Here is a 26,205-nt window from a genome sequence, read left to right as displayed (position 1 = left end):
AAATTTCAGTTCCTGTAAAATTTCAATTCCTGGCGAACAGCTCCAGGCTGACGTCTGGCTAATAGGCGCCTGAATCTGTCGAAATATACGAGAATCTGGCTGATTGCATCGTACTAAACCTTCTGATCCAGCCAGGACAGTCCGGTCCTTGACGGCGTTTCGCGCATTTTGGCCTGTTTGTCATACATCGCGCCGCCGTCTGATGCAGCAGATGCAGCAAACAGTTCCATGCTGTAATGGACAAAAGCCAGTGATTGTTCAATGAGCTGGCGGTTTTGCTCGTTCACATGCCGCAACTCTTCCAGCAGCCGGCGCAAAGATTGCGCCAGGCCTTCCAAACGTTCCTTTTCCGGGGACAGGGGCATTTGGCCGAGCAAATCCCGTAACCGGATACCTGTCTCAGAAACAACCCCTGATTCGTTCCCCGTCACCTGTCCCAGCATTTGCTGGATGTGCCATTGACGCTGCGCATCCAGACGCTCCACCTGCTGGATGTGCTTGAGTTCTTCCTGCACCAGCCGCTGAAGGGCCTGGACATCGTTTCGGATCAACACCTGCTGCTTTTCCCGTCCTAGGCGCAACAGGTGCTCATTCTCTTTGATCAGTTCCATCATGATCGTCGCCAGTTGTCCCGATCCATCCACGAAACGCGCCTCCATCCACAACGGCTATGAATTGCGGAAAATAGCCTGAAGCATCTTCTGGGCCACCAGTGTTGCGGGAACCTCGTAGGTTCCGGCCTGCACCTGCTGGCGCAACGCCTCAATCCGTGCTTCACGCGAAGAATACGGGCGATCTCCGGCCGCCTGTCCTAAAGCGGCGGCAGAGAGACTTTTAGCCTGGGCCTCACGGGATATCTCCAGGCGATCTTCCGCTTCTCGCGGAGGCAACGCGGCTTCCTTTTCCTGCTTGTTTTCCTGTTTGGACGATGTGCGTGTGTTGTGTATCTGATATGCCTGCAACGGGTTCCATTCATGAATCCGCACGGTTGACGGCACCTCTTTCCGTTATCCAACACTCACTTCCCTGCAAGGGTTATCGGATGAAAGCAAGATTTGTTAACCGGTTGTTCTCCCGATATATAAAGGTTTTACCGGTGATTTCGGGCAAATACGGCCTATTCCAAACTCATTCGTCCTCTTTCTGTTTCCATCGGTCCCAGATCACATAGCCCTTGCTGCGGGGGGCCGATGGCCGGGGCGAGTGGGGTTCCTTCCTTGGCGGTTCGATCACCTGGCTCAGTTCTTCAAACAGCTCCTTGCTGCATTGGTCGCAGTATTTCCCCTTCCGGATTCGCCGGCCACACCGCTCACAACCATAATCCAGGTGCTCCCCGCGCATAAACTGGAAGCGCCCTTCCTTTACAAACTCCTCAATCTGCTTGACGCTCACGCCGGTGGCCTCGTGAATCTCGATCACTGTGGCACCCGGGTGATCGCGAAGGTAATCGTGACACAACAAAAATTCCTGCTCAATCTCCTGGGCGCAGCGCGGACAGATATCCTTGTTCACCCGAATAAACAACCGCCCGCAACGCCTGCAATCGACCAGCTGATCCATCTCCCCCACCTCCTGCTCCTTCCTCTGCCTATCCCAGCGGACAACAGCGCATCATTCCGAAAACGCCTCTTGCCGGCAGCCGGCTTTCTTTTTTATCCGAACATTAAAACCGTCCCATATTTTACTATACTATCAACGGAAAGATTTGTCAGCCTATGCCCGGGCCAGGGTAAGGCTGGCCACCCGCCGCGCGCCCGCCCGGCGCAAAAGGCGCGCACAAGCCTCCAAAGTGCTTCCGGTGGTATAGATATCATCCACCAGCAACACCTGCTTGTCTACCAGCGCCCGTTCCGAACCGCCGTCCAGAGCAAATGCGCCGTCCAGGGCCCGCAACCTCTCCTGCCGCCCCTGCTGGCTCTGCCTGACCGATGCCGTGAGGCGGATGAGCCGATCGGTCACCGGTTTGTCCAGCCACTCTCCCAATCCGGATGCCAGCACCTCCGCCTGGTTAAAGCCCCGCTCCTGAAGGGACAGGGGATGCATCGGGACATACAGAATCTCATCCGGCCAGCCCAGATCAGCCTGGTGGCACTGCCAGCCGTAAATCAGCATTTCCACCCAAAGCGCCTCCAAAGAACGCTGGCCGCCATATTTGTATCTCCGCCATTGTTCCCTGAGCCGCCCCTGATAGTGCGCCACACTGCGGTTGAGACACAGCGCGGCCCCCTCCCTCATCCACCACTGGCAATCGGCGCAGATCTGCCGTTCCTCCTCCCGTTTTGCGCCATGTTCCTCCCGCATCAGGCGCCCGCAACGCCGGCACAGCGCCCCTCCGGCGGTCAACCAGGTCATTCCTTCCAGACAGTCCCGGCAAAGTGCCGTCCGATCCTTTTGCACCACCCACCTGCTGACCACGCCCCGTTGCCAATCCACGCCATGAAAAACGTTCCGCTCGCAAAAACAACACCGCTCCCCATCGGGATAAAAAAGCTGCCTTCCGGCCTGTACCAACGGCCAAATCCGCCGCATTCCCGCAGAAAAAAGACGTACAGGCGACAGGCCGACGGGGGATGAACCAGGCCGGATTGGCCGGGAGACAACAGACGGACGTCGCGGCATCTCAGCGGAATGTAAACCATATGCCAATGCTTCCTCGGCCTGACGGTTCATTTCCCGGATCTGTTCACAGGCTTTCAACATAGCCCGTGTCCTGCCTTCCGCCAGGAACCAGACCTCCCCTTCCGGAAAGGCGGCATCCCTTCCTGCCCGCCCGGCAATCTGCACCAATGCCGCCGCATCAAACACGGGAGCATCGGCAAAAAGAACCAGGACATGGCAACGGGATATGGTCACCCCTCGTTCCAAAATGGTCGTGGTGACCAGCACCCTCAGTTTTCCCTGGCGAAAGGCGGCCACCTTCCGATCCCGCTCCGGATCGGAGGCGTGTGTCCCGTTTACCCGCTCCAGATCATCCGGAAACTGCCGCCGCCACCACCGGACTACGATCGGGACATCTTTCACCCGTGGCACAAAAACCAGCAGCTGGCCTCCTGTGCCCCGGACAATCCGGACCATCTTTTCCACCTCGGGGATCCCCTTGCCCTGATGAATCTTCTCCTGCAGCTTTCGGGCAGCCATCCATTGGGGAACCGGCAACGGCCTGCCGTGGTGCCGTTGCGGGATCGTCACTGCGGCCACTTCGCCCCGCTCCACACGCAACAGCAGCGCATCCGGCGGCGTGGCCGTCAGGTAAAGGATCCTCCCTTCCTCTGCCAAAGCCCCGGCCACCGCTCGCGGCAGAAGCGGCTCGTGATGAAAGGGAAAGGCGTCCACTTCGTCCACGACCAGCAACTGAAACGCCTTGCGGAAACGCAGTGCCTGGTGAGCGGTCATGACCATCAATGGCCCCATCGCCCAGCGCTCCGGGCATCCGCCGAATAAAGCCACTACGGGAACATCTGGAAAGGCTTGTCCGAGACGCGGCGCCAATTCCAAGACGACATCCCGTCGGGGCGTCACCACCCCCACCCGCCTTCCCAATCGCAGCGCTTCGGCAATGGCGGGAAAAGTGATCTCCGTTTTTCCCGCACCTGTCACGGCATGGATCAACAGCTCCCTTTCGGGGATTTCATTTCTGACAAGTTGTACGGCAGCCCGGACGGCTCTTTCCTGAAAGGGAGAAAAACGCCCTCGCCAGGCCAGACCGCCCACCGCCGGGAATGCGGCCCCTCCAGCCTGCCCGGCATCCCCAATCACCAGCAGGCTGCAGGTACGGCAGCGCCCCAGCGGCAGACAGGCTTCACAGGTGGCACACTGCCGCCGGCAAGAGGCGCATGCGCGAATCAGGAGCCGTTCCTCTTCGCCACAGCGCGCACAGCGAAAAAAGGTGCCCTTCTTCCCCCTATGTGAAACGATACCGGCCGACAAGGTCACCCTTCCGGATGTTTCCAGCCATTCCACCTGCCGCCGCAAATCCTCTTCAGAAACGGTAAATCCGTTCTCCTTCACTGCCCGTACAAGCTCTTCCCAAAGCAGCACTCTCCCCGGCAAAAACGCTTTCAACCATGCTGAGATGTCCCGTTCTTCAACCTTCCGTTCCACCCCAACCCCTCATTCCAACGCCTGATGGCTTCGGTTTTTTCTCGATTTGCCGATTCAGGATATTCCGTCATTTCCGCCGCTTCAGGAATTATATCACATCTGCTTGTCGCGCAGGGGATTGGAAGAAAATTGCGCCTCCCTCATCCGCAAGTCCAGCAGGACCACCTCACGCTGCTGCACAAGCTCATCCGACCCCAGGTCGCATGTCTTCGCGTAAAGCGGGGGCAACAAATCTTTCTGCTGCTGAAACCGTTTCATGATCCGGATCGTCTCATCCATTGAACCCTCATCCTGCCAGAGAATCCGGTAATCCCGTCCATGCAACCGTGCCTCCCAATCGATTCGCCGCAACAAATACTCCAGGTGCTGGCCACTCTCCGACGTCATTACCAGGTAATGGACGGGCAGCTCTTTTCGCGCCAGCGGACGGAGAAAGCAGCGAACAACCGCCACCGCCAGACTGGAAAAGCTGTAAAGGGCCAACACCGCGGTAAGCCAGAAAAGCCACTCACCCATCCCCAGGATATTCATGACCTAGCCCTCCACAAATGGGTTATCTCGTGATTTTTACTGCACTATATGTAAAAGCCCGGAAAATGGTGCGCTGACAATGGCGTAATGATCGGCACAAAAATCGGCACAAAAAAGCCGCGCTTTCCGTCAGGAAAACGCGGCGCTTGCGCACCGGAAAACTCCGCTCAATTTGGTAACCCCGCTTCATCGCGCAAGAGGGCGGCCTTATCCGTCCGCTCCCACGGCAAATCCAGGTCGGTGCGTCCAAAATGGCCATAGGCAGCTGTCGGCTGGTAAATCGGCCGGCGCAAATCCAGCTCGCGGATGATGCCTGCCGGGCGCAGGTCAAAATGGCGTTCAACCAGCTTGGCCAGGAACTCATCCGGCACCTTCCCCGTGCCGAAGGTATCCACGCGGATGGAAACCGGGCGGGCGACGCCAATCGCGTAGGCCAGTTGCACCTCGCATTTGTCCGCCAGGCCGGCAGCCACAATGTTTTTCGCCACATAACGGGCCGCATAAGAAGCTGAACGGTCCACCTTGGTCGGATCCTTGCCGGAAAAAGCCCCACCGCCATGGCGGGCATATCCCCCGTATGTGTCAACAATGATCTTCCGCCCCGTCAGGCCGGTATCCCCTTGCGGCCCCCCGATCACAAACCGGCCCGTGGGGTTGACAAAATACTTGGTCCCCCCGTCCAGCAAATGGGATGGCACAACCGGCGCCACCACCTGTTCCAGCATATCCCTGCGAATCTCTTCCAGGCTCACGTCCGGGTGATGCTGGGTGGAAATGACGATCGTGTCCACGCGCACCGGCCGATCCCCTTCATATTCAACCGTCACCTGGGTCTTGGCGTCGGGACGGAGATAAGGGATCTGGCCGCTCTTCCGCAAATCCGCCAGTCGCCGGGCCAGCTGGTGCGCAAGGGAAATGGGCAGCGGCATCAGCTCCGGCGTCTCATTGACGGCAAAACCAAACATCAGCCCCTGGTCGCCAGCTCCGATCGCCTCGATGGCATCATCATCCATCTCGCCATGGCGGGCTTCATACGCTTTGTTCACACCCTGGGCAATATCTGGCGACTGCTCGTCAATGGTCGTAATCACCCCGCATGTGTCTGCGTCAAACCCATACTTGGCCCTTGTGTACCCGATCTTGCGAATGGTATCCCTGACGACACGGGGAATATCCACATAGCAGTCGGCCGTTATTTCCCCCGCAACGAACACCAGGCCTGTGGTCGCCATCACCTCACAGGCCACACGGGCATTCGGGTCTTTTTCCAAAAAAGCGTCCAGCAACGCATCCGAGATCTGATCGCAGACCTTGTCCGGGTGCCCTTCCGACACGGATTCCGAAGTAAACAGGCGGCGGTCCTTCGATGCGCTCATCCTGACGTCCCCTCCTTCACCATTCAACCTTCACATAACCGCAAGACATGCAGTCCCATGCGCCGAACCTCATGCGCCGAACATTAAACGATGATCATATTAACCATTCTCAGGTACCCTGTCAACGGAAGAACACGCGAACTTGAAAAATGGGCAAAATTGGCTCCAGGTCTTTCATTATTTTTCCTTTCAGGGTACAATCGTAATAACCATCATGATCGTCCATGTTCGTCGCCATCTCATCGCTATCTCGGAAAAAATTGACGCCAATTCATCTGCCTGCTGACGGTGTTCCAGATCTGTTTTCCATCCAGCGTCGCAACCGGCACTTCCCAATCTCGAAACATTTCAAGAACAGGGAGTTGGCCTATGGATAAAACAACCTTACTCGGGATCCTGGCAGGAATGGCAGCGCTCGTCATCGGTTACATGCTGGAAGGCGGCTCCGTCACTCTGCTCTGGGGGATCTCTGCCTTCATCATCGTCGTCGGCAGCACCTTGGCTGCCACCATCGCCTCCTACCCGTGGGAGGACATCAAGCGGGTGCCGCAACTTTTGGCGGAAGCCTTCATGGAGCGAAACAAAATCGATCTTCACGCCAACATCCAAAAGTTGGTGGAACTTTCCACCATCGCCCGCAGGGAAGGCTTGCTCGCCCTCGAGGAGAAACTTCCGGAGCTGGATCACGACCCGTTTTTCCGCAAGGGCATCGAACTGGTGATTGACGGCGTGGAATCCGAACTGTTGCGGGAAATGCTGGAACTGGAGCTGGATAACATGGAGCGCCACAACAACCAGGGTGTGCGGATTTTCGAAACCGCAGGCGGGTTTGCTCCGACGATGGGGATCATCGGAACCGTCATGGGACTGGTTTTGATTCTTCGCGATCTCAGCGATCCGGAACACCTGGGTGGCGCCATTGCGACCGCCTTCCTGGCCACCTTTTACGGATTGTTCACCGCGAACATCATTTACCTGCCGATCAGCAACAAGTTGCGGAACAAAAACCAACGAATGGTTCACTACCGGGAAATGCTCATTGAGGGGATTCTCTCGATTCAAGGCGGGGAAAACCCCAAAAACATGGAACAAAAGCTGCTGGCCTTTCTGACCCCTGATCAAAAGAGGACCAATGAGAAAACCGCTGCAGAAACCAATCCGGCAGAGCAGGTGAGCCCATGAGAAAGCGAAAAAGGCAGGAGCATCCGGAAAACATTGAGCGCTGGCTGGTATCGTATGCCGACATGCTGACCGTCCTGCTGATCTTTTTCGTCGTCCTCTACGCCATGAGCCAGATTGATACTTCCAAGTTTGAGCGCCTGCGGCTGTCGCTGGCCGAACAGTTCAGTTCGCCCTTTCTGATCAACCTCGGCCAGCCGGGTCCGGCGGCAGGCGAGGACGTCCTCGATCCGACCTTTGACGACCTGGAAAACCCGCTCACCAAAAACCCGGAAGGCGATCCCGTCACCGATACCTCCCCTTCGCAGACAGGGAAAGCCATGAGCGGCGGTCAGGAAATTGAAGCGCTCTACTCGCAGCTGCAGTCTTTTATCCAAAAAAACCAGCTGCAAAATCAGATCAGCCTGATCAACAAACCGGAAGGCATCAGTCTCTCCTTCCAGGAAGTGTTGCTGTTCGACACCGGAAAAGCGGAAATGAAACCGGAAGGACAAGCCCACCTGAAATCGATTGTCGAGATGATCAAACAGGTCCCCAACGCCGTGTCCATCGAAGGGCATACCGACAGGCGGCCGATTCATACCAAAGAGTTTCCGTCCAACTGGGAGTTGTCCACCGCGCGTGCCTTGACCGTCCTTCACTTCATGGTGGACCAGGGAGTGGATCCGGCGCGCCTGCACGTGGTCGGCTATGGGGAATATAAACCGCTCAGCAAGGACAATCTGCAACGCAACCGGCGTGTCGACCTGGTCATCCTGCGCGATCAACCGGCAAATGCAACGGGGAATCAAGAAGCGGGGAAAGATAAAACGGGGCAAAAGGAATAAGCACAAGATCCATGCCGTGAAGTACAAGGACCATGCCATGCAGAAAACCCATGATCAAAAAACTCATTATTATTAAAGATAAAAGCCCCATTCAAAAGGCCCATGAACATCTGTGAAGAGAGGCGCAATATGGCTTTGTATACCCTCGCCCGTGAAGCAGAAGTGCTGCTGGAAATCAAAAAGTCCAAGTTTATCGGCCGTGTCCGGCCCGTGGCCACAGAAGAAGAAGCCAAAATGTGGATTGCGGATATCCAGAAACGGCACCATGACGCCACGCACAACTGTTACGCCTACCTGATCGGACGGCACCAGGAAATCCAGAAATCCAACGATGACGGCGAACCCTCCGGCACAGCCGGCAGGCCGATACTGGAAACCCTGAAAAAAAGCGGCCTCTATAATGTGGCCGCTGTCGTCACGCGTTATTTCGGCGGGGTCTTGCTGGGAGCCGGAGGTTTGATCCGGGCCTACAGCCAGGCAACCGCCGAAGCTGTCCAGGCGGCCGGTCTGGTGCGGGAAGTGCCACATACCCCTTATCTGCTGAAGATGGATTATCCGTGGTGGGGCCGGGTGGAACACCTGCTGCATAAGGAACAGCACCCGTACGACCCGCCGGAATTTACCAATCGGGTGACGGTCAGGGTATACCTGGCCGAACAGGCGGCAGGCTCATTTCTCAACAAGCTTGCCGAAACAACCAACGGGAACGTCACTTCAGAGGCTGAAAACCCTGTCCTTCTCCGGCTGCCAGCAACGCCGCCCGACCCTGATCAACAACGCGATTGACACTCATTCTATCAGATAGACATTGACGCCTCTTTTTACCCCGAACTTGAGCGCTTCATCCAAATCTGCAATGTATACGTCGATTCGCTTACCTTTTATCGCTCCCCCGACGTCCTGCGCCACCCGGTAACCAATTCCCTCGATAAAGACGAGGCTGCCCATCGGAATGATCCGGGGATCAACGGCAATCGTCTTGCCTTCTTCCACGTGGGCTCCGCTGGCCGTAATCCCATATGCCGGGTGTCCCGGCCGTTTGCCGGTCGATTCCGGCCCGGCCGTGTACGCTGTCAACGTAAACGCGCCCAGATACTTCCCTCTTCCCGTCAAGGCCCTGTTTGCGGCCTGCCCCCGCGAACTCTCTGACTGCCGGGCAGGACGGCTGAGCGCAGCATCCACCATCACGGCCTCCTTGTCAGGCAAACGCAAGGCATACCCGGCAGAAATCTCCGCTCCCTCTGCCAATCCATTCAACCGCCTCAACTCTTCTACATTTATCCCGAAACGCTGGGCGATCCCTGACAGCGTTTCTCCAGGCTTAACCAGGTATACAAGCCGCAACTGCTGCGGAATTTCAACGACTTGTCCGACTTTTAACTGAGAAGGCTGCTCAATTCGGTTCCATGCGATCAGGTCAGCGAGCGGCACCTTGTATTCCCTGGCGATGCGGTACAAGGTATCACCAGGTTTGACCTGATATTTTTCCACCTTCGCCAAACGGTTCGCCGACAATCGGAAGGTGGCCAGTTCCTCCACTTCCGCCTCCAGTTCTCCGGCAGCGCCGTACATCCATGCGGGGGTTTGCACCGACGACGATGCAGCCGGATTGCTTCCTGACAACAAGGAAACCGCATGGGTCGGATGGAGCCAGAGCAGCGAACAACATAACCCAAACAAACTTCCAAACACCCAGGTTCTTTTCAGCAAGCGGCTTCACCTCTCAAACCATTTTTACTAGAATTGACCGCTTGCCAAACTTTTAAACCCATAATTGTCTTATCTTTTCAAAAATAAAAAAGGCCACCCGTTGTAGGATAGCCTGTTTGCAAGGGCTATACGCTGGAAACGGATGCGAAATCACTGCCGTCTTTCTTTTCATCCAGCAGCGACATCTTCCTGGCCCGATTCACAATTTGCAACAGCGTTTTGTAATCTTCTTCCTGTTGCAGATTGCGCCGGCTCATTTCCTGAATTTCCAGCTTCAATTTCTCATTCTCCCGCCGCAACAATCTGTTTTCCTCTTCCAGGCGGTTGTATTCCCTGACCAGCGAACGATAGCTTCGCTCCTTTTGCTTGAACACTTTAATGGTGCGAATCACCGCATCCAGATCAACCTCGGTATCCCCTTCCAGAATGATGCTGATCTGATCCGTGTTGATCTGCCGTTTTTGCAGGCGCTTCTTTTTCACTTCCCGCGCTTGCCGCTTGGCAACCTCCACCGCAGCCTGATACTGGTGCTTGACGACGGTGGCCCAGCGGAAGGCACAGGCACCGGCAGTCCGGTTCAGACGTTCACCTGCCTCTTCAAACGCCCTCGTCTGTGTGCTTCCTTCGCGAATGTGGCGCAAGGTGATCTCCGCAAGCAGTTGATCATCCTCCTCCGTCCACCCGTCCTGGCGAATGGGACGTTTTCGCAACGGGCGTGGCAACTGTTCAGACGACTCATCACTCGGCACCAATGATGCTTCCAGTTCCACAGGCTGCGGAACGTGGAACTCTTGCTGTTGCTGCTCCATATAACCCTCCTCCTTTTCGATCTACAAAACTGTTTGATCATCTCATCTCTCTGTTTTGCCATTTATCACGCATCTTATACCTTTTTATCCTATTTTTCGCTGATCGTTGTTGTGTCATTGCCCTACCCATGTAACCGTATACATATTATAACACATCAACCGCTATATTTCATAAGATTTTAGACTATAATCGAATTTTTTTAATCAATTTTTTGATCAAAAAAGGCCCCAGCCATTGGCTGGAGCCTTGCCGCATCGATGCCCGCAACAAGCTATGCGTTTGTCCCATGCCGGACGCTACAGCATCTTCGGGGTCAGATAATCAGGCCGTCTCGCTTCATAAGCCGCAATCGCCGCTTCGTGCTGAAGCGTGCGGCTGATGTCATCCAGCCCTTTGAGCAGCACTTCGCGCTGGAACGGATCAATCTCGAATTGTAGTTCCAGCCCATACCCGTCGCGAATCGTGCAGGCTTCCAGATCCACCTCCAGGCGGTATCCTTCATGGGCCAGGCAGCGCTGGAACAATTGGTCCACTTGCCCGGCATCCAGGGTAATGAGCAGGATGCCGTTTTTCAACGAGTTGTTGCGGAAAATATCGGCAAAAGAGGGGGCAATGATCACCCGGAAGCCGTAATCCAGCAGCGCCCAGGGAGCGTGTTCACGCGAGGAGCCGCAGCCAAAGTTGTCACGCGCCAGCAGGATGCTGGCCCCCTGGTAACGCGGCTGATTGAGAACGAATTCCGGATTGGGCTCCCCGTTGTCCAGAAACCGCCAGTCATAGAAGAGAAACTGCCCGAACCCGGTCCGTTCAATCCGTTTCAGAAACTGTTTCGGGACGATCGCGTCGGTGTCCACGTTGGGCCGGTCCAACGGCGCCACCAATCCCTCATGTCGCACAAACGGTTCCATCAGGCCGACACCTCCCGCAAGTTGAGATTCCACTGCCGGATGTCCACAAACCGGCCTTCCAGCGCGGCCGCTGCGGCCATCGCCGGGCTGACCAAATGGGTTCGCCCGCCTCTTCCCTGACGGCCTTCAAAGTTGCGGTTGGAAGTTGAGGCGCACCGCTCCCCGGGAGCGAGGATGTCTGGGTTCATCCCCAGGCACATGCTGCACCCTGGCTCCCGCCATTCAAAACCGGCCTCCTTGAAAATCACATCCAGGCCTTCTGCCTCCGCCTGGCGCTTGACATGGTAAGAGCCCGGAACCACCATGGCCCGCACGCCCGGAGCCACTTTTTTGCCGATCGTTCGCACCACTTCTGCCGCCTGGCGGAGATCTTCGATCCGGGAGTTGGTGCAGGAACCGATAAATACCCGGTCAATGGTGATCTCCTGAATCGGCGTGCCCGGTTTCAGATCCATATAGGCCAACGCCTTTTCCGCCGCGATGCGATCCACCGGATCGGCGAAATCCTCCGGCGACGGCACCCTGTCGGTCACCTGCACCACCATCCCCGGATTGGTTCCCCAGGTCACAAAGGGCGCCAACGTGGACACATCCAGTTCGACACGCGCATCATAGGTGGCGCCGGGATCGCTGGCCAGCGTTCTCCAGTCGGCGACAGCCGCCTCCCAAGCATCACCCTTCGGCGCAAAGGGGCGGCCTTTCAGGTAGGAGAAGGTCGTTTCATCCGGCGCCACCATGCCGGCCCGCGCGCCTGCCTCAATCGCCATGTTGCAAATGGTCATCCGCTCTTCCATCGACAGTTCCTTGACCACCGGTCCGGTGAATTCGAGCACATAACCGGTCCCGCCGGCGGTGCCGATCTTCTGAATCAGCCCCAAGATGATATCCTTGGCCGTCACACCATAGGGAAGCTTGCCGTGGAGGTAGACTTCCATCGTCTTCGGTTTCTTCTGCGGCAACGTCTGGGTGGCCAGGACGTGCTCGATTTCACTCGTCCCGATCCCAAACGCCCAGGCACCAAACGCGCCGTGCGTCGACGTATGGCTGTCGCCGCAGACAATGGTCTTCCCCGGCGTGGTCAGGCCCAGTTCCGGCCCGATGACGTGAACGATCCCGTTGTTCGGATCGTTCAGATCATACAGCGGAATGCCGAATTCCCGGCAGTTTTTGACCAGCGTCTCAATCTGTTTGGCGGCGATTTGATCCACAATCGGCAGGGAACGATCGGTGGTCGGCGTATTGTGGTCCATCGTCGCAAATGTCAGATCCGGACGCCTCACCTTTCGGCCGGCCAGGCGAAGCCCTTCAAACGCCTGGGGCGAGGTGACCTCGTGGACCAGGTGCAAATCGATGTAAATCAGGGCGGGCTGGCCCGGTTCTTCCACGACTACATGCCGTTCCCAAAGCTTTTCAAACAACGTTTTGGGCATCTGTGTTCCCCCTTTGTCAGTCGATCCGTCATCTCTTTGTTATCTGTCTATCAGGCAGCAACGGCACTCTAAAATTAGTCTCATTATATCATAAATATTATAAAACATGAGGACAACGCAAGGACAAAAGTTATCCGCCAGCCGGCGCACGCCCGCCTTTCACCATTCCCCAAATGAGGAGGCCTATGACCACCAGCATGAGGGCAGCCAGAAATAACCAGGCGATGGTGTAATCATGGTTCCGGTCCACCAGCCAGCCGAAGATTGGCGGCCCCAGGATGACCCCCCAGGAGCCCACGCTGATGCTGAACCCGCTGGCCAGGCCGGACCACTCCTTTGGCACCGATTCGGCCGCCGCGTTCATCCACATGCCGTTGAAACCGGCAATGCCAAAGCCAAAAAGGGCGATCAAGGGAAGCACCGCCCAAAATGGCGCGCCCGCCGGCAGCCAGGCAGTGACGACGCTGCACGCCGCAGTCACCAGCGCAATCAAAACCAGGACAATCAGCCGGCGCCCACCGAAAAAGCGGTCACTGATCACACCCCACAGCACCCGTCCCGCCGACCCGCCGACTTCGGAGACAAACAGCAGCAGACCGGCCAGGTACAGGCCGTAGCCCAGCTGTTCATGCGCAAAAAAGACCACATAGGTGGTCAGGCACATTTGCGCCCCGCTCAAGCCAAAGGCCGCCAGGCTGACAGCCAAAAGCCGCCTGTGGCGGACCATCTTCCAAAGCGAAGCAAAAAAGGCGCGAACCCCCATTGAAACGCCTGCCTCGCCGGATGCCGGATCGCGGTAACCCCACCAGGCAGCCAAGCCGATCAGCGTCAACAACAGGCAGGCCAGGATCAGGGTGATCCGCCAGCCCCACTGCAAAGCGAGCGGAAGCAGGAGAAGAACGGCCAGGGAAGATCCGGCCGTCACGCCCATTTGCTTCAGTCCCATCGCCGTACCGCGCCGTTCCAGGGGAAACCAGTAGACAATCCCCCGATTGGATGTTGGATGCATCGCCCCGTAACCCAGACCGCCGATGGTGATAAAAACCAGCATCCACCAAAAGGAGTCCAAGAGAGCGGCCACGGCAAATCCGCTACCCAAGCATAACGTCAGGCCAATCAACAGCCGCCGCGATCCCAGGCGGTCCGCCAAGTAGCCGCTCGGCAGGCTGACCAGTGACTGGCCGAGGAACAGGGCGGCCATCAGCATCCCCACCTGCGCCTTGGACAGGAGCAAATCCGCTTCCACCAAGGGCCCCAGAGGAGCCAGGCTGCGCCCGACAAAGGCCACCGCGGTCTGCGTGAGGAGCAGCCATCCCAGCATCCGCCAGGCAGCGGCCAGGCTTTCCGATTTCGGTTTTCGCCTTCCTCCGGTTTCTGTCTCCATTCGTCCCATTCCTCGTTCCGCCCTCTGCCCGGCCCGTTGCGCTATTTCAGTTTCATCATCATGCCGTCCAGCCTTCGTTCAAGTTGCTGCTCAAGCCAAAGGGCCGTGTCAATCAATTGATCGAGATCAATGCCTGTGCTGGCCCCCATCATGTGAAACATGTTCACCATATCCTCTGTACAGACATTTCCGACCGCCTTGGGGGCAAACGGGCAACCGCCCGTACCGCCTACGGACGAATCAAAATGCCTTACACCCGCTTCATACCCCGCAAACACATTGGCCAATCCCAGGCCGCGTGTGTTATGAAAGTGCAGCCCCAATTCGATCGCATCGCCAAATGTTTCAACAAACCTGGTGACCATTCTTTTGACCTGAAGCGGATTGGCCAGGCCGGTCGTGTCAGCCAACGTGATATTCCGGCACCCGGCTTGAACGAACCTGTCCGCGATCTTCAAAACCCTTTCTTCCGGCACCTGTCCCTCAAAAGGACAGCCAAAAGCGGTTCCCAATATCGCCACACAGGGTTTTCCCTGTTGGCTCACGGCAGTGATCATCTCTTCAATTTCAGCCGCCGACTGTTCCGCCGTCCGCCTGGCATTTCGTTGGTTAAACGAATCAGAGACGGCCAGCGTAAAATGGATCACGTCCAGGTCTGTCTCCAATGCTCGTTCCAAACCTTTGGGATTGAGCACCAGTCCGGCGATCACAACCTCTTTCTGCCTGCGAATCTTGGCCAGCACCTCTTCGGGATGGCTCATTTGGGGAACCACTTTTGGATTGACAAAAGAGACCGCCTCGATCTTTTTGATGCCGGATGCCATCAGCCGTTCGATCAATTCCACCCTCTGCTCAACGGACAAATGCTTTTTTTCGTTTTGCAATCCGTCCCTTGGCCCCACTTCACATACGTGAATCATCGCCACATCGGCCCTTTCCCCATGTTTTTCATTTTTTCAGATAATGTTCTCCCGTTTCAACTGCTCCAGCGTTTCCTTCGTATAGCCTAGAAGGCTGCCATATACCTCTTCATTGTGTTTGCCCATGATCTCTGCGCCAGGCTCACGAATGCTCCCGGGTGTCCGGCTCAATTTCGGGACAATGCCGGGCATCGGAAACTGACCGAATACCGGATGTTGGACGTTTACAATCATCTCGCGGGCGTGATAATGCGGATCATTGACAATCTCTTTCGCACTGTATATTTTCCCCGCCGGCACCCCTTTTTCCTCCAAAATGCGCAGGCATTCATCCGCCGTGTGCTGTTTGGTCCAATCCTCGATCAACTGATCCAACTCTTGCATATTTTCGCTTCGCGCATGATGGGTGCTGAATTTCGGATCGCGGGCCAATTCTTCCCGCCCCATCGCTTCGCATAAACGGCGGAAGACGTTATCCGCATTGGCGCCGATCACGATGTAGGTTTGATCCTTGGTCAGATAGATATTGGAAGGCGCCACGCCAGGCAAGATATTGCCCATCCTTTCACGCACATATCCTGCCAACAAATAATCCGGGACAATGCTTTCCATGACCGCGAAAACCGCTTCGTAAAGGGCTGTGTCCACCACTTGGCCCTCACCCGATTTTTCCCGCTCATGCAATGCGACCAGGGTACCGATGACAGCAAACATGGCAGCCAGCGTGTCCCCAATGCTGATGCCGATGCGCGTGGGCGGCCGATCCGGAAAACCGGTCACATACCGCAATCCGCCCATCGCCTCGCCGATACTTCCGAATCCCGCCCGATGTTTGTACGGGCCGCTCTGCCCAAAGCCCGATGTCCGGACCATGATGATTCGTTTGTTGGCTTCTCTGAGCCGCTCGTATGACAAGTTCCACTTTTCCATCGTCCCCGGGCGGAAATTTTCAATGACAATATCCGACTTTTTCACCATCTCCAGAAAAATTTCCTGTCCCCGTTTTTCACGCAAATTCAACGTGATGGACTTTTTGTTCCGTGATTGGATCGGCCACCACAAGCCGTGACCCTCCTTTTGCTGTCCCCATTGCCGCATCGGATCGGGCTTGTCAGGCGGTTCAATCTTGATGACCTCTGCGCCGAAGTCGCCCAACAGCCTGCCTGAAAAAGGCCCAGCCAACAACGTCCCCAGTTCCAACACGCGAATGCCGCTTAAAGGAAGCTTTTCTGCCATCTCAACAACCTCCTTGGTACAGTCCTCGTTCCACTTGTTATGAAGCGGCTCCTGATTTGCCGATTTTCCTTTCTACCCGCTCCTGCCAGAGAAGGAACAAAAAGGTGCAGAAAAAGGCGATAAACACAATGATCAAGATCAGCGCCAGGATCGATGAAGTCCGGTTTAACGACATGTAATGCATCAATTTAAAGCCCAATCCTTTACTGGATGCGAACATTTCGGCGATAATCAGGCCAAGGAAACACAGACTGAAACCCATGCGAAGCCCTGCAACCAATTGCGGCATAATGGCAGGGATCAAGATCATGCGCGCCTTTTGGAAAAAGTTCAACTGATATACCTTGGCCACTTTCAAATAAGTATTGGGAATCATCTGTGTCGCCTGCATGCACATGAGCAGGATCGGAAAAATGCCATGAAACACAGAAAAGGCGATTCGTCCTTGAATGGTCAGGCCAAACACGAGCAAAAAAATGGGATACAGCGTCACCTTCGGAATGGAATACAATCCAATCAGCAAGGGACTTAACGTCCGTGTCCAAAAACCGTTCAAGCCGATGAAAAACCCCAAAATACTCCCAAAAACCGCCGCGATCAAAAATGAGACGAAGAGCGCCAGCAAAGTTTCGCCAACGTCAGGCAACCACTCTCTGTAATTGGTAAAAAGGTCGGCAATACTTTGCCACGGGGAGGCCATTGCCGGCTCGCCGACGATCCAGTACGTGACTTCCCACAAGAGAACCAGGATCACCGGAATGAGATAACGCCCCAGTTCAAACCACCATTTCGAGTTACTGTGAGCTTTCGTCATGTCTTCTCCTCCATTAACAACACCTTAAGAGTGACGCCTAAACAAGCGATTTTCGATATACCCCAGGACCGTATTGGAAAGCAAGGAAATCACGATGACCAACATGATGGCGCCATACATGCTATACAGGTCAAAATTGTTATAGGCATAAGAGATACTGTAGCCAATTCCCCGGGCGGACAAGATAAATTCGGTCGCTACCACCCCGATGATGGAATAAGCGGTAGCCAATTTTAAACCGGAAAAAATGTACGGCCATGCCGATGGAAAATAGATGTACCACAGCATTTTCGAAAAAGGCAGATTCAACGATTGCCCGTACTTGATCAACACTTTCCTGGTTTCTCTGAACCCGATGGCCGTATTGCTGATCACTGCCGGCGCGGAAAAGAGGATGCCGACCATGATGACAGGCACAGGTCCCGTGCCAAACAGGGTGATGAAGATCGGGTAGATAGCGAAAAAGGGAACGGCATAAAAGAGCAACAAGTAAGGCTGAAACGCATAATGCAGGAAATCGGATCGCCATAACAAAAGCCCCGTGCCTACCCCAAGAATGGCTGCGCCGACAAAGCTGATCACGATTTCAATAAAGGTCGGCCAGACATGCGTCCAGAAAAACTCAGGGTCTCCCAGGCACTGGAACATTGAACGGATCATTTCAGTAAAAGGGATAAAGGTAAAAGCATCCAACCAGCCTGCCCGAACGGCAAACTCATAGATCAGCAGGCAGCTGCCGACAATCAGAATCTGCACCACATTTTCCTTTTTCATCTAAATATCACCCTCTTAGGAACGCTCCGCGTTCACTTTCCCAAACATCAGCGCTTCTTCCTCCAGACTGGACCAGATGCGCTGCGTGATACCGGCAAACTCCGAGGTCGTCAGGATGGCAGCGTCACGCGGTTTGGGCAGGGGACTGCGGATCAATTCCTTGATGCGCCCCGGCCTGGCGGAGAGAACCACAATCAGATCGGATAACAATGCCGCTTCCTGGATGCTATGTGTCACCAAGACAACGGTGGCCTTGGTTTGTTCCACAATCTTCAACAACTCGCCGCCCAAAATGAGGCGTGTTTGTTCATCCAGAGCACCGAAGGGTTCGTCCATCACCACAATTTCCGGTTCGGTGACCAGCGTTCGGGCAATCGCGACGCGTTGTTTCATCCCGCCGGACAACTGATATGGATATGCATCCTCAAAACCGGAAAGTCCGACCATGGCGATCATTTGGCGGGCCTTTTCCCGGCGCTCTGCCTTGCCGACGCCCCGCATCTGCAATCCAAACTCCACATTCTCCAACACCGTCCGCCAAGGGAAGGTGGATTCTTCCTGGAATACAATGCCGATCGAACGGTGAGGCCCGACCACCGTTTCACCCTTGATCTTCACCGCGCCACTGGATGGCGTCCGCAAACCGCACAATATTTCAAGGAGCGTGGTTTTCCCGCAACCACTCGGCCCAACAATGGAAACAAACTGGCCTTTCTCCACGGATAAGGAAATATCTTTCAACGCCACGACCTCATGCGAATCGCTCGCGTACACCTTTGTGACATTCTCCACGACCAACAGCGGTGCTGACAACGGCATCTCACCCTTTTCTCGTTTTGATTCGTAATGATCGTATAGAAGAAAAGAAGAAAAAGTTCCCGGCCCGAAAGCCGGAAACAAAGCTTGTGTTTGAGGCATGCCAAATCATGTGTGGTACGCAAGATTTACTTCAGCGCTTGAATGTCTAACCGTTCATTTTCCGGTATAAATTGTTGATCCAGCAGATCATTCCAGTCGATATCGTCCGGGTTCTTCAAAGTTCCTACCGCCTGCATGCCGGTCAGGACCTGTTTCAAAGACTCCGCCTGGATGGTGGGACTCCAGTGTTTGAAGGCAGCCACTTCCGCCACGGCCGAAATGGAAGCCGGCTCATCAATTTCTGCCGATTTGGCGTAAATTTTCGCCGCTTCCTCCGGATTGTTGTAAACCCATTCCACCGATTTCCTGTACGCCTTCAAAAAGCGTTCCACAAGCCCCGGGTTTTCCTTGATGATTTGAGGACTTGTCACAATCACGCTCTGCTGAAAATGCGGCACATATTCAGAAGCGCGGAACAAGGTTTTCCATTTGTCCCTCTCGACCGTGTAAGCCGGATCCAACATCAAAGAAGAATCCACTTCGCCCTTTTCAAGCAGCGTCAGGCCTTCATTGATGCCGCCCGTGGCCACCATTTGCACGTCATCCTTGTTGATCCCCAGAGAACTGAAAATCAGTCGGGACACGGTTTCCGTCACCGAACCCGGTGAAGTGTAACCCCACTTATGCCCGACAAAATCTTCCGGTTTTTGGAACGGGGCATCTTTGCGCGTGATGTAAACCACATCGCTGACACTTTGTACTCCGCCGGCAATAATTTTGATTGGCGCACCCGCCAGGTAGGATTGAATGGCTGCCGCCGTGGAAACCTCACCAAAGGGCAATTTTCCTGAAAGGACATTCCGGACGGTCGTTCCCCCGCCGCTGCTGCCCATGATGGACTTGATTTTAATCCCTTCTTCTTCAAAAAAGCCTTTTTCGATACCCACATTGTAAGGCACCGCATACAATCCGGTGGGATAGTGGGTCACCGTAATTTCAATCTCATCCAACTTCCCTTGTTTCGCGGCTCCTTTGTCTTCCCCTTCACCGCCCTGTTGCGGTGCATTGGCGTTTTGTCCGCATGCGGCCAATAACGCGGCACACAAAACCAGCACCAAGGGCAACATCCAGCGGCGCTTTGCCTTTAAAACGCTTTCCATAAAACTGATTCATCCCCCTTCTAAAACAAATGGACCCATAGTGTTTGTTTGACAGATTAACGACATGCAAAATTCATACCAACTTGCTGTCGAATGTTGTCTTCATTTTGTAGAAAGCTTGATAAACTTTTGTCACAGAATGAATGAACAAAAACAGGCAAGCCGGTCAACAGGCCATGAGTTGTTTCTATTTCGATACATCATGAAACATGTTTTGTTTTATTTTTGATAAACCTTTATCCTTTCTTGCGTTGCGATGCCTTTCGCCGCGATACCTTTGCTCACTGTATCTCAAAATCTTTCAGCTTTCTCCATAAGGTGCTGCGGCTGATTCCCAGGAGCTTGGCAGCCTTTGTTCTGCTTCCGTCCACTTCCCGCAATACTTGCAAGATGCGCTGGCGTTCCCAGTCCTCCACCTCTCCTGCCAGGCCGGAAGGCTGGGAAAGCACCTCTGCCTGGTCGCCAAACAGTTCCCCCGCCACCTCATCCACCACTTCTTTCATCTCGACGTTGCCTTGCAGCAAGACGCTCACCCGTTCCGCGATGTTTTCCAGCTCCCTGATGTTTCCCGGCCAGTCATGACGGCACAAGATGGGCAGCATGGCAGACAGCGCCGCTTCAATCACCCGTTCATCCACGCCATAACTTCTCAAAAAGGAGCGAAACAAATCAGGCAAATCATCCAGGCGTTGCCGCAGGGGCGGCAGATCGAGCGAAAGCACATTGAGACGGTAATACAGGTCCTGCCGGAACAAACCCTTTTCCACCATTTCTTTCAAATCCCGGTTGGTCGCCGCCAGCACTCGCACGTCAATCGGCAGGATCGTCTCGCTGCCGATGCGCATCACTTCTTTTTCCTGCAGGACGCGCAGCAGACGGGCCTGCAGCGGCAACGACATCTCTCCCACTTCATCCAGAAACAGGGTGCCGCCGTGAGCCAGCTCAAACAGCCCCGGCTTCCCCCCCTTCCTCGCCCCTGTAAAGGCCCCTTCCTCATACCCGAACAATTCACTCTCCAGAAGGGATTCCGGCAAAGCGGCGCAATTGACCGCGACAAAAGGATGGAGATGTCTGGGGCTGGCGTTGTGGATGCTCTGGGCAAACAGCTCTTTCCCCGTCCCCGTCTCCCCGCGGATGAGGACCGTGGCATCCGCCCGGGCGTACTGGCGCGCTTTCTTGATCGCTTTCCGCAACGCCTCACTTTGGCCGATGATCTGATCAAAGGTGACCTTGGCCACAAGCCCTTTGCTGTAGACCCGTTTGCGGATGGCTTTTTCCGCCTGTTGAACCGTTTGCGCGTCCTGAATCGTGGCCACCGCGCCAATCCGCGCCCCTTGATGGACGACCGGAATGCGGTTCACCAGAAGCATCCCCTGCTTCACCTTCTGCACCACGTTGAGCAGCGGTTCCCCTGTTTTAAACACCTCATCCAGCTGGATCTCAGGCACCACTTCATTGACAGGCCTGCCAAGAACCTCTGCCGCTGAAATGCCGAGCAGCCTTTCGGCGGCGGGGTTGACCTCCATCAGTCGTCCCTGGGTATCCACATACAGGATGCCGTCATGGACCGCCCGCATCATCGCCTGCATCTTTTCCCGCTTCTCAATCTCCGCCCGCCGCTGTACCGCCAAGTCTACGGCCGTCTCCAGGGCCAGGCGAATCGAAGACTTGGAGTAAATGAAGATGCTGTGCCCGCCCATCCGCTCCGTCAGCTGGCTGATCAGGCTGGCGCCGATGATGGCCAGCTCGCCTTCTTTCAGCAGCCTGTACAATTTTTCCTGCGCATCATTGACGTCGTGATAAACTTCCTGCATCAAATCGACCCTAAATAGATCGCGGAACCACTCCAGTTGCGGAATCGACTCGCGGTAAGACATCACCACCGCACGGTGGTTCATGCGCTTCGCCGACCACAAAGCGTGCATCAGGTCAAAGCCCGTCACCTTGATGCGCACCATCGGCAGCTCCAGATTCTGCGCTTCGATGGCGGTCGCATTGGCACCGGAGGCCACGAGCACGTCAGCCGCGCCGGTCTCCTCGATTTCCCGCGCTTTTTTGGCCGCCTCCTCGATCAAGACATCATGCAGCGTAAATTCGGCCGACCACTGTCCTTCCGCCAACACTTCCTGCACCATGTGCGTCAGCCTGCTGTAAGTGATCACCGCCACCCGTGGTTTGATCACTGATCCAACCCCTTCCATCGCTCGGCCATGCCGCGCAGCATGTCCGCCAGATCGGCCACCGTCCGCGTGCTGCGGGCCAGTTCATCGGCCAGTGTCGCCTGCTCCTGCACCCCCGAACTGGCCTGCTGCGCTTCCGAGGTCAGGGATTGGGCCGCACGCGCGACAGCCTGCATGTTGCCAAGCACCTCCTGGCTCCCTGCCCTGAGCTGCTGACTGGCTTCATCCATGGAGAGAATCTCCTGATGCACCAGCTGGACCGATTGGTCGATCGCTGAGAAAGCTTCATTCATGCGGCGGGTCAATTCTTCCTGCTCACGGGCCACGTCTTGCACACGCCGCGCCTGGCCGGCCGAGCGGCTGATAAACTCCCGGAACTGTTCCAGCATGGCGCCGACCTGCTCGACCGAGCTGCTGGTATCCTCCGCCAGCCGGCGGATTTCCGTGGCCACGACGGCAAAGCCCTTCCCCTGCTCACCGGCCCGGGCCGATTCAATCGCCGCATTCAAGGCCAGCAGATGCGTCTGTTTGGCGATGTTGCCGATGAGCCGGACAATCTCCTGCACCTGTTCAGACACCTGTTCCAGCGAATTGGAGGTCTGATTCAATTCGGCGACTCCCTGTACGCTTTCCATCGTCGCGGCACTGACTTTGCGGACCGCCTCAAGCCCTTGTTCCACACGCCGATTGACCGTATCCATCGCTTCCCGAAGCCGTTCGGCGCTGGCCGCCAATCCCTCGACGGCGTGCGTCATCTCCTGCACGGTTTCCGTCGTCGCCTGGGCACGTTCCGCCTGCAGCATGACACCTGCCGAAAGTTCATTGATCGCCGTTGCCAGAATTTTTGACACCTCAGCCGAACCGGCGCTGGCCTTGGCCATCTCGCCCGATTCGCCCGCTATCTGCCGGGCATGATCCCGTATCTCGAGCAATATCTGCTTGAATCCCTTTATCACCTTGTTGATCCCATGGGACACCTGTCCCAGTTCATTTTTCGAACGGTAGGCAATCTTCTGTGACACATCCACCTGGTCGGTGATGAGCGTCAATACATGAATAAATTCTTGCAGCGGGCGCAACAGGTATCGCGTCAGCCCAAAGCCAAGCAACACGGAAATCACAATCAGCAGAACGGCCACAGCCACCCATCTGCCGGCAGGTATATTTCCTAGATCAGGAACAACCAGGAGAAAAAACAAAACTCCCCAGGCCAAAAATCCGATGAAGATCCAGAACCACAAAAACCGGAACAAGCGGCTGGAAATCATCTGAATCCCCTTTCAATGCAAGATAAATTTTCAACGCCTGATGTCAAAAATGCCTGTCCTTTGGCACCATCTTAACACGTTTGCGCAAGAACTAACAATCGTTGGAATAATCCGGTTTCTCGTCCGGCAATGCGGGCTTTTCTTCAATATAAGTATAAATAAAAAGAGGCCTCATGCTTGAGGCCTGCTCACCGCACCCGCTTCATCACCTCGTCCACCATCCGGGACAACTTCGCTTCCGTCTGCGCCATCTCTTTCCCCACAGCGGAAAAGTAGATTTTCAACTTCGGTTCCGTCCCGGAGGGACGCAGGGCAAACCAGGAACCGTCTGCCAGGATGAATTGCAGCACGTTTTCCGCCGGCATTTCCTTTGGTATGTCCAGCGGCCCGACCTCGCCGGTGCGCCGGTCCGTCCGCTGCTGGCGCAGGTAATCCCGCACTTCCACCACCGGCTCGCCACACACCTGGCCAGGCGGATCTTCCCGCCAGGCGGTCATCCGGGAAGCGATTTGCTGCACGCCTTCCTTCCCCATCAGGGTGAGTGACTCCAGCCGTTCCAGGTACACGCCGTAACGGCGGTAGATGTCCTGCAGCGCCTCATCCAGCGTCCGTCCCTGCTGCAAGTGCCAAGCCGCCATCTCGCAGATCAAGAGGCTGGACATCACGCCATCCTTATCCCGCACAAACGGCGCGGCGAGATAGCCGAAACTCTCCTCATACCCAAAGAGAAACGTTTTTCCCTGACGCTCCAGGATGCCGATCTGCTCGCCGATGTACTTGAATCCGGTCAGCGTTTCGATGGTCTCCACGCCATAATGTTCCGCGATCACCCGGCCCAGCCGGCTGCTCACCACGGTCGTGATCATCACGCCCCGATCCGGCAGCCTCCCCTGTTCCTTGCGCGTGGACAGGAGATAATCCAGCAGCAGCGCCCCCAGCTGATTGCCATTCAGCCTGACATACTCGCCATCCGCCTTGCGGACCAGCACGCCGACCCGATCGCAATCCGGATCTGTCCCCAGGACCAGATGCGCATCCACCTTGCGGGCTGTCTCCATCGCCAGCGCGAACGCATCCGGTTCTTCCGGATTGGGCGTGGAGACAGTGGAAAAATCGGGATCCGGTTCCGCCTGCTCCGCCACGAGGTGGACTTGCCTAAATCCGGCCCGCTGCAACAACTCCATGACTGGCCGGCGCCCCGTCCCATGCAACGGCGTGTAGACAATCCGCAGCTTCTCGCCCATCTGGCGGATCACCTCCGGGCGCAGGATCAATTGCTGCAGCCGGGACAGGTATCGTTCATCCATCTCCTCGCCGAGCCAATGAAACAATCCACGCTCCTCCGCTTCCTGCCGCTCCATGCGGCGCACCTGGCTGAAGGAGCTGATCTTCTCAATCGCCTCCGTGATCTTTCCGGCGATGCGGGGAACCACCTGAACACCTTCTGCATCATACACCTTATACCCGTTATAGGCAGGGGGATTATGGCTGGCCGTGATCACCACACCTGCCGCCGCGTTCAGCTCCCGCACCGCAAAGGAAAGTTCCGGTGTCGGGCGAAGGGTGCGAAAAAGAAAGGTTTTAAACCCGTTCCCATTCAGAACCAGCGCCGTCTCCTCGGCAAAGTCGGCTGACAAATGACGCGAATCGTAGGCAATCACCACGCCGCGTTCCCGTGCCCGCTCCTCGTTCGCCAATAAGTATTCGGCCAACCCTTGGGTAGCACGCCGAATCGTATAGCGATTCAGGCGATTGCTGCCCACCCCGATCAGCCCGCGCAAGCCGCCCGTCCCGAAGGACAGTTCCTTGTAAAAGCGTTCCTCCAGGTCCTGCGGCGCAAGCGCCCGAATCTCTGCCTTGGTCGCCTCATCCACCGTTTCATCCGCAAGCCATAAAGCCACACGCGCATGTGCGTCCATCCCCTGGTTCACATCCTTTCTTTATCTGTCATGATTATACATATTGGTTTGATGCTCCCAGGATACGTAGCCTCTTCTGACCTTCTATCCATTCATATTTTAATACGCCTCGTCCACCGGGGCAAAAGACGTGAAGGTCCTGTTTTTCACCGGATGCGATGGATGCGTCACTGTGCATATCCCTCCAGGTCTTGGACGACACTAAACCAAAACGGGCAAAGGAGGAAGCCTCGTGTCGCGTCACATCCTCAAACCATATGAACTGACCCAGCTGGCACCTGGTGAAACGGTGGAATTGGCGGAGGAAATGTTTCCGGCCGATGTCTATCGCTTTCATGTCCGGTTAAACCGGAACCAGCAAAAAACATTTGACCCGAACAGTTATATCGACTGTCAACGGGAAGGTCACCGCCTGAAAATCACCAACATTACCGGCAGCCCGGTCTTTGTTTCCGTCGAAGAGGCGGATTCCGCACAGTCATAAACCCAACGGACCATCCGGACGCTTGTTCCACAAACTGTCTTACCCTCTTGCCCTTGCCGGTTTTACGGTCAAGGGCTTCTTTCATTTACAAATAAAAATCTTAAATTGCAATATTAAATGCAACAAAACCACGGGTTCCATTATGTGGTAACCGTTATAGCCTTTTGTAGGCTTTATATGGGGTGGCGGGCATGATAGGCTGATTAGCCATGCGATGTGCCTTACCACCATCGCCCAATCGCAAGAAGTCATGCCCGCAGGGGCCCCATGTCAAGCCGTCGTTAGTGTCCTGCCATCACGAGTTTCCGGTTAAGCGATCTTTGCGATTTCTTCAGC

General features: G+C 55.7%; 24 protein-coding genes. 4 read left to right on the top strand and 20 right to left on the bottom strand.

From position 1 onward, the window contains the following. Nucleotides 1-113: 113 nt before the first annotated feature. From BAA01_14160 to BAA01_14135, 6 genes are all read right to left on the bottom strand, one after another. The gene (locus BAA01_14160) at nt 114-644 is read right to left on the bottom strand and encodes a hypothetical protein (protein OUM88774.1); all 531 of its coding nucleotides are present in this window, start codon (nt 642-644) and stop codon (nt 114-116) included. Between the two features lie 24 nt (nt 645-668). Continuing rightward, nucleotides 669-986, bottom strand: coding sequence for a hypothetical protein (locus tag BAA01_14155; GenBank protein OUM88773.1), 318 nt, complete (start codon nt 984-986; stop codon nt 669-671). A gap of 142 nt (nt 987-1,128) precedes the next feature. Then, on the bottom strand, nt 1,129-1,569 hold the full coding sequence (locus tag BAA01_14150) for a hypothetical protein (GenBank protein OUM88772.1): 441 nt from the start codon (nt 1,567-1,569) through the stop codon (nt 1,129-1,131). 144 nt (nt 1,570-1,713) lie between these two features. Then, nucleotides 1,714-4,101, bottom strand: coding sequence for a hypothetical protein (locus tag BAA01_14145; protein OUM88771.1), 2,388 nt, complete (start codon nt 4,099-4,101; stop codon nt 1,714-1,716). A 93-nt stretch (nt 4,102-4,194) separates the two neighbouring features. Continuing rightward, nucleotides 4,195-4,632 (bottom strand): hypothetical protein, encoded by a 438-nt coding sequence (locus tag BAA01_14140; GenBank protein OUM88770.1) that lies wholly within the window; start codon nt 4,630-4,632, stop codon nt 4,195-4,197. Nucleotides 4,633-4,799: 167 nt separating this feature from the next. Continuing rightward, on the bottom strand, nt 4,800-6,008 hold the full coding sequence (locus BAA01_14135; protein OUM88769.1) for a methionine adenosyltransferase: 1,209 nt from the start codon (nt 6,006-6,008) through the stop codon (nt 4,800-4,802). A 369-nt stretch (nt 6,009-6,377) separates the two neighbouring features. Between BAA01_14135 and BAA01_14130 the strand changes: the two genes are divergently transcribed. The 3 genes from BAA01_14130 (at nt 6,378) to BAA01_14120 (ending at nt 8,800) form a co-directional block, all read left to right on the top strand. Further along, nucleotides 6,378-7,190 (top strand): hypothetical protein, encoded by an 813-nt coding sequence (locus BAA01_14130; protein OUM88768.1) that lies wholly within the window; start codon nt 6,378-6,380, stop codon nt 7,188-7,190. Then, a complete protein-coding gene (locus BAA01_14125) occupies nt 7,187-8,014 on the top strand; it encodes a hypothetical protein (protein OUM88767.1) in 828 nt (275 codons plus the stop codon). Before BAA01_14130 ends, BAA01_14125 begins: the two co-directional genes overlap by 4 nt. Before the next feature lie 129 nt (nt 8,015-8,143). After that, complete coding sequence (locus tag BAA01_14120) at nt 8,144-8,800, top strand: YigZ family protein (protein OUM88766.1); 657 nt, start codon at nt 8,144-8,146, stop codon at nt 8,798-8,800. A 3-nt stretch (nt 8,801-8,803) separates the two neighbouring features. On the opposite strand, the gene BAA01_14115 is transcribed toward BAA01_14120, so the two are convergent. The 14 genes from BAA01_14115 to BAA01_14050 all read right to left on the bottom strand — a co-directional run bounded on the left by BAA01_14115 (nt 8,804) and on the right by BAA01_14050 (nt 25,385). Beyond that, the gene (locus BAA01_14115; protein OUM88765.1) at nt 8,804-9,724 is read right to left on the bottom strand and encodes a hypothetical protein; all 921 of its coding nucleotides are present in this window, start codon (nt 9,722-9,724) and stop codon (nt 8,804-8,806) included. A 125-nt stretch (nt 9,725-9,849) separates the two neighbouring features. Beyond that, nucleotides 9,850-10,419: a hypothetical protein gene (locus BAA01_14110; protein OUM88836.1), complete on the bottom strand. Its 570-nt coding sequence runs from the start codon at nt 10,417-10,419 to the stop codon at nt 9,850-9,852. Between the two features lie 411 nt (nt 10,420-10,830). Then, nucleotides 10,831-11,442, bottom strand: a complete 612-nt coding sequence (locus tag BAA01_14105; GenBank protein OUM88764.1) for a 3-isopropylmalate dehydratase small subunit — start codon at nt 11,440-11,442, stop codon at nt 10,831-10,833. Then, nucleotides 11,442-12,872, bottom strand: a complete 1,431-nt coding sequence (locus BAA01_14100) for a 3-isopropylmalate dehydratase large subunit (GenBank protein OUM88763.1) — start codon at nt 12,870-12,872, stop codon at nt 11,442-11,444. Before BAA01_14100 ends, BAA01_14105 begins: the two co-directional genes overlap by 1 nt. A gap of 130 nt (nt 12,873-13,002) precedes the next feature. Further along, a complete protein-coding gene (locus tag BAA01_14095) occupies nt 13,003-14,256 on the bottom strand; it encodes an MFS transporter (GenBank protein OUM88762.1) in 1,254 nt (417 codons plus the stop codon). Nucleotides 14,257-14,297: 41 nt separating this feature from the next. Next, complete coding sequence (locus tag BAA01_14090; GenBank protein OUM88835.1) at nt 14,298-15,176, bottom strand: hydroxymethylglutaryl-CoA lyase; 879 nt, start codon at nt 15,174-15,176, stop codon at nt 14,298-14,300. A gap of 36 nt (nt 15,177-15,212) precedes the next feature. Next, complete coding sequence (locus BAA01_14085; protein ID OUM88761.1) at nt 15,213-16,412, bottom strand: formyl-CoA transferase; 1,200 nt, start codon at nt 16,410-16,412, stop codon at nt 15,213-15,215. Nucleotides 16,413-16,449: 37 nt separating this feature from the next. Further along, nucleotides 16,450-17,226 carry a hypothetical protein gene (locus BAA01_14080; GenBank protein OUM88760.1) on the bottom strand — a complete coding sequence of 259 codons (777 nt, stop codon included), beginning with the start codon at nt 17,224-17,226 and terminating at the stop codon, nt 16,450-16,452. Between the two features lie 24 nt (nt 17,227-17,250). Next, on the bottom strand, nt 17,251-17,973 hold the full coding sequence (locus BAA01_14075; GenBank protein ID OUM88834.1) for a hypothetical protein: 723 nt from the start codon (nt 17,971-17,973) through the stop codon (nt 17,251-17,253). A gap of 42 nt (nt 17,974-18,015) precedes the next feature. After that, nucleotides 18,016-18,819, bottom strand: a complete 804-nt coding sequence (locus BAA01_14070; protein ID OUM88833.1) for a nitrate ABC transporter ATP-binding protein — start codon at nt 18,817-18,819, stop codon at nt 18,016-18,018. 125 nt (nt 18,820-18,944) lie between these two features. Beyond that, complete coding sequence (locus tag BAA01_14065; GenBank protein ID OUM88759.1) at nt 18,945-20,018, bottom strand: hypothetical protein; 1,074 nt, start codon at nt 20,016-20,018, stop codon at nt 18,945-18,947. Between the two features lie 281 nt (nt 20,019-20,299). Then, entirely contained in the window at nt 20,300-22,219 is a 1,920-nt protein-coding gene (locus BAA01_14060) for a Fis family transcriptional regulator (protein ID OUM88758.1), read from the bottom strand. Beyond that, nucleotides 22,198-23,466, bottom strand: coding sequence for a hypothetical protein (locus tag BAA01_14055; protein ID OUM88757.1), 1,269 nt, complete (start codon nt 23,464-23,466; stop codon nt 22,198-22,200). The genes BAA01_14060 and BAA01_14055 overlap by 22 nt, the downstream gene beginning before the upstream one ends. Before the next feature lie 188 nt (nt 23,467-23,654). Further along, nucleotides 23,655-25,385 carry a phosphoglucomutase gene (locus tag BAA01_14050; protein ID OUM88756.1) on the bottom strand — a complete coding sequence of 577 codons (1,731 nt, stop codon included), beginning with the start codon at nt 25,383-25,385 and terminating at the stop codon, nt 23,655-23,657. A gap of 232 nt (nt 25,386-25,617) precedes the next feature. On the opposite strand from BAA01_14050, the gene BAA01_14045 reads away from it, so the two are divergent. Next, nucleotides 25,618-25,869: a hypothetical protein gene (locus tag BAA01_14045; protein OUM88755.1), complete on the top strand. Its 252-nt coding sequence runs from the start codon at nt 25,618-25,620 to the stop codon at nt 25,867-25,869. Nucleotides 25,870-26,205: the final 336 nt, after the last annotated feature.

It is taken from the genome of Bacillus thermozeamaize (assembly GCA_002159075.1).
GTDB classification, from domain to species: domain Bacteria; phylum Bacillota; class Bacilli; order ZCTH02-B2; family ZCTH02-B2; genus Bacillus_BB; species Bacillus_BB thermozeamaize.
The sequence above is the reverse complement of the archived record's forward strand: the minus strand, read 5'-3'. Positions and strand labels throughout refer to the sequence as shown.

Excerpts from the sequence above, each read along its gene's own strand:
- BAA01_14085 (OUM88761.1), bottom strand. The coding sequence starts at position 16,412 with ATGGCAGAAAAGCTTCCTTTAAGCGGCATTCGCGTGTTGGAACTGGGG.
- BAA01_14080 (OUM88760.1), bottom strand. The coding sequence starts at position 17,226 with ATGACGAAAGCTCACAGTAACTCGAAATGGTGGTTTGAACTGGGGCGT.
- BAA01_14065 (OUM88759.1), bottom strand. The coding sequence starts at position 20,018 with ATGGAAAGCGTTTTAAAGGCAAAGCGCCGCTGGATGTTGCCCTTGGTG.
- BAA01_14140 (OUM88770.1), bottom strand. The coding sequence starts at position 4,632 with ATGAATATCCTGGGGATGGGTGAGTGGCTTTTCTGGCTTACCGCGGTG.
- BAA01_14100 (OUM88763.1), bottom strand. The coding sequence starts at position 12,872 with ATGCCCAAAACGTTGTTTGAAAAGCTTTGGGAACGGCATGTAGTCGTG.
- BAA01_14055 (OUM88757.1), bottom strand. The coding sequence starts at position 23,466 with ATGATTTCCAGCCGCTTGTTCCGGTTTTTGTGGTTCTGGATCTTCATC.
- BAA01_14130 (OUM88768.1), top strand. The coding sequence starts at position 6,378 with ATGGATAAAACAACCTTACTCGGGATCCTGGCAGGAATGGCAGCGCTC.
- BAA01_14090 (OUM88835.1), bottom strand. The coding sequence starts at position 15,176 with ATGATTCACGTATGTGAAGTGGGGCCAAGGGACGGATTGCAAAACGAA.
- BAA01_14050 (OUM88756.1), bottom strand. The coding sequence starts at position 25,385 with ATGGACGCACATGCGCGTGTGGCTTTATGGCTTGCGGATGAAACGGTG.
- BAA01_14105 (OUM88764.1), bottom strand. The coding sequence starts at position 11,442 with ATGGAACCGTTTGTGCGACATGAGGGATTGGTGGCGCCGTTGGACCGG.
- BAA01_14135 (OUM88769.1), bottom strand. The coding sequence starts at position 6,008 with ATGAGCGCATCGAAGGACCGCCGCCTGTTTACTTCGGAATCCGTGTCG.
- BAA01_14125 (OUM88767.1), top strand. The coding sequence starts at position 7,187 with ATGAGAAAGCGAAAAAGGCAGGAGCATCCGGAAAACATTGAGCGCTGG.
- BAA01_14095 (OUM88762.1), bottom strand. The coding sequence starts at position 14,256 with ATGGAGACAGAAACCGGAGGAAGGCGAAAACCGAAATCGGAAAGCCTG.
- BAA01_14120 (OUM88766.1), top strand. The coding sequence starts at position 8,144 with ATGGCTTTGTATACCCTCGCCCGTGAAGCAGAAGTGCTGCTGGAAATC.
- BAA01_14070 (OUM88833.1), bottom strand. The coding sequence starts at position 18,819 with ATGCCGTTGTCAGCACCGCTGTTGGTCGTGGAGAATGTCACAAAGGTG.
- BAA01_14060 (OUM88758.1), bottom strand. The coding sequence starts at position 22,219 with ATGGAAGGGGTTGGATCAGTGATCAAACCACGGGTGGCGGTGATCACT.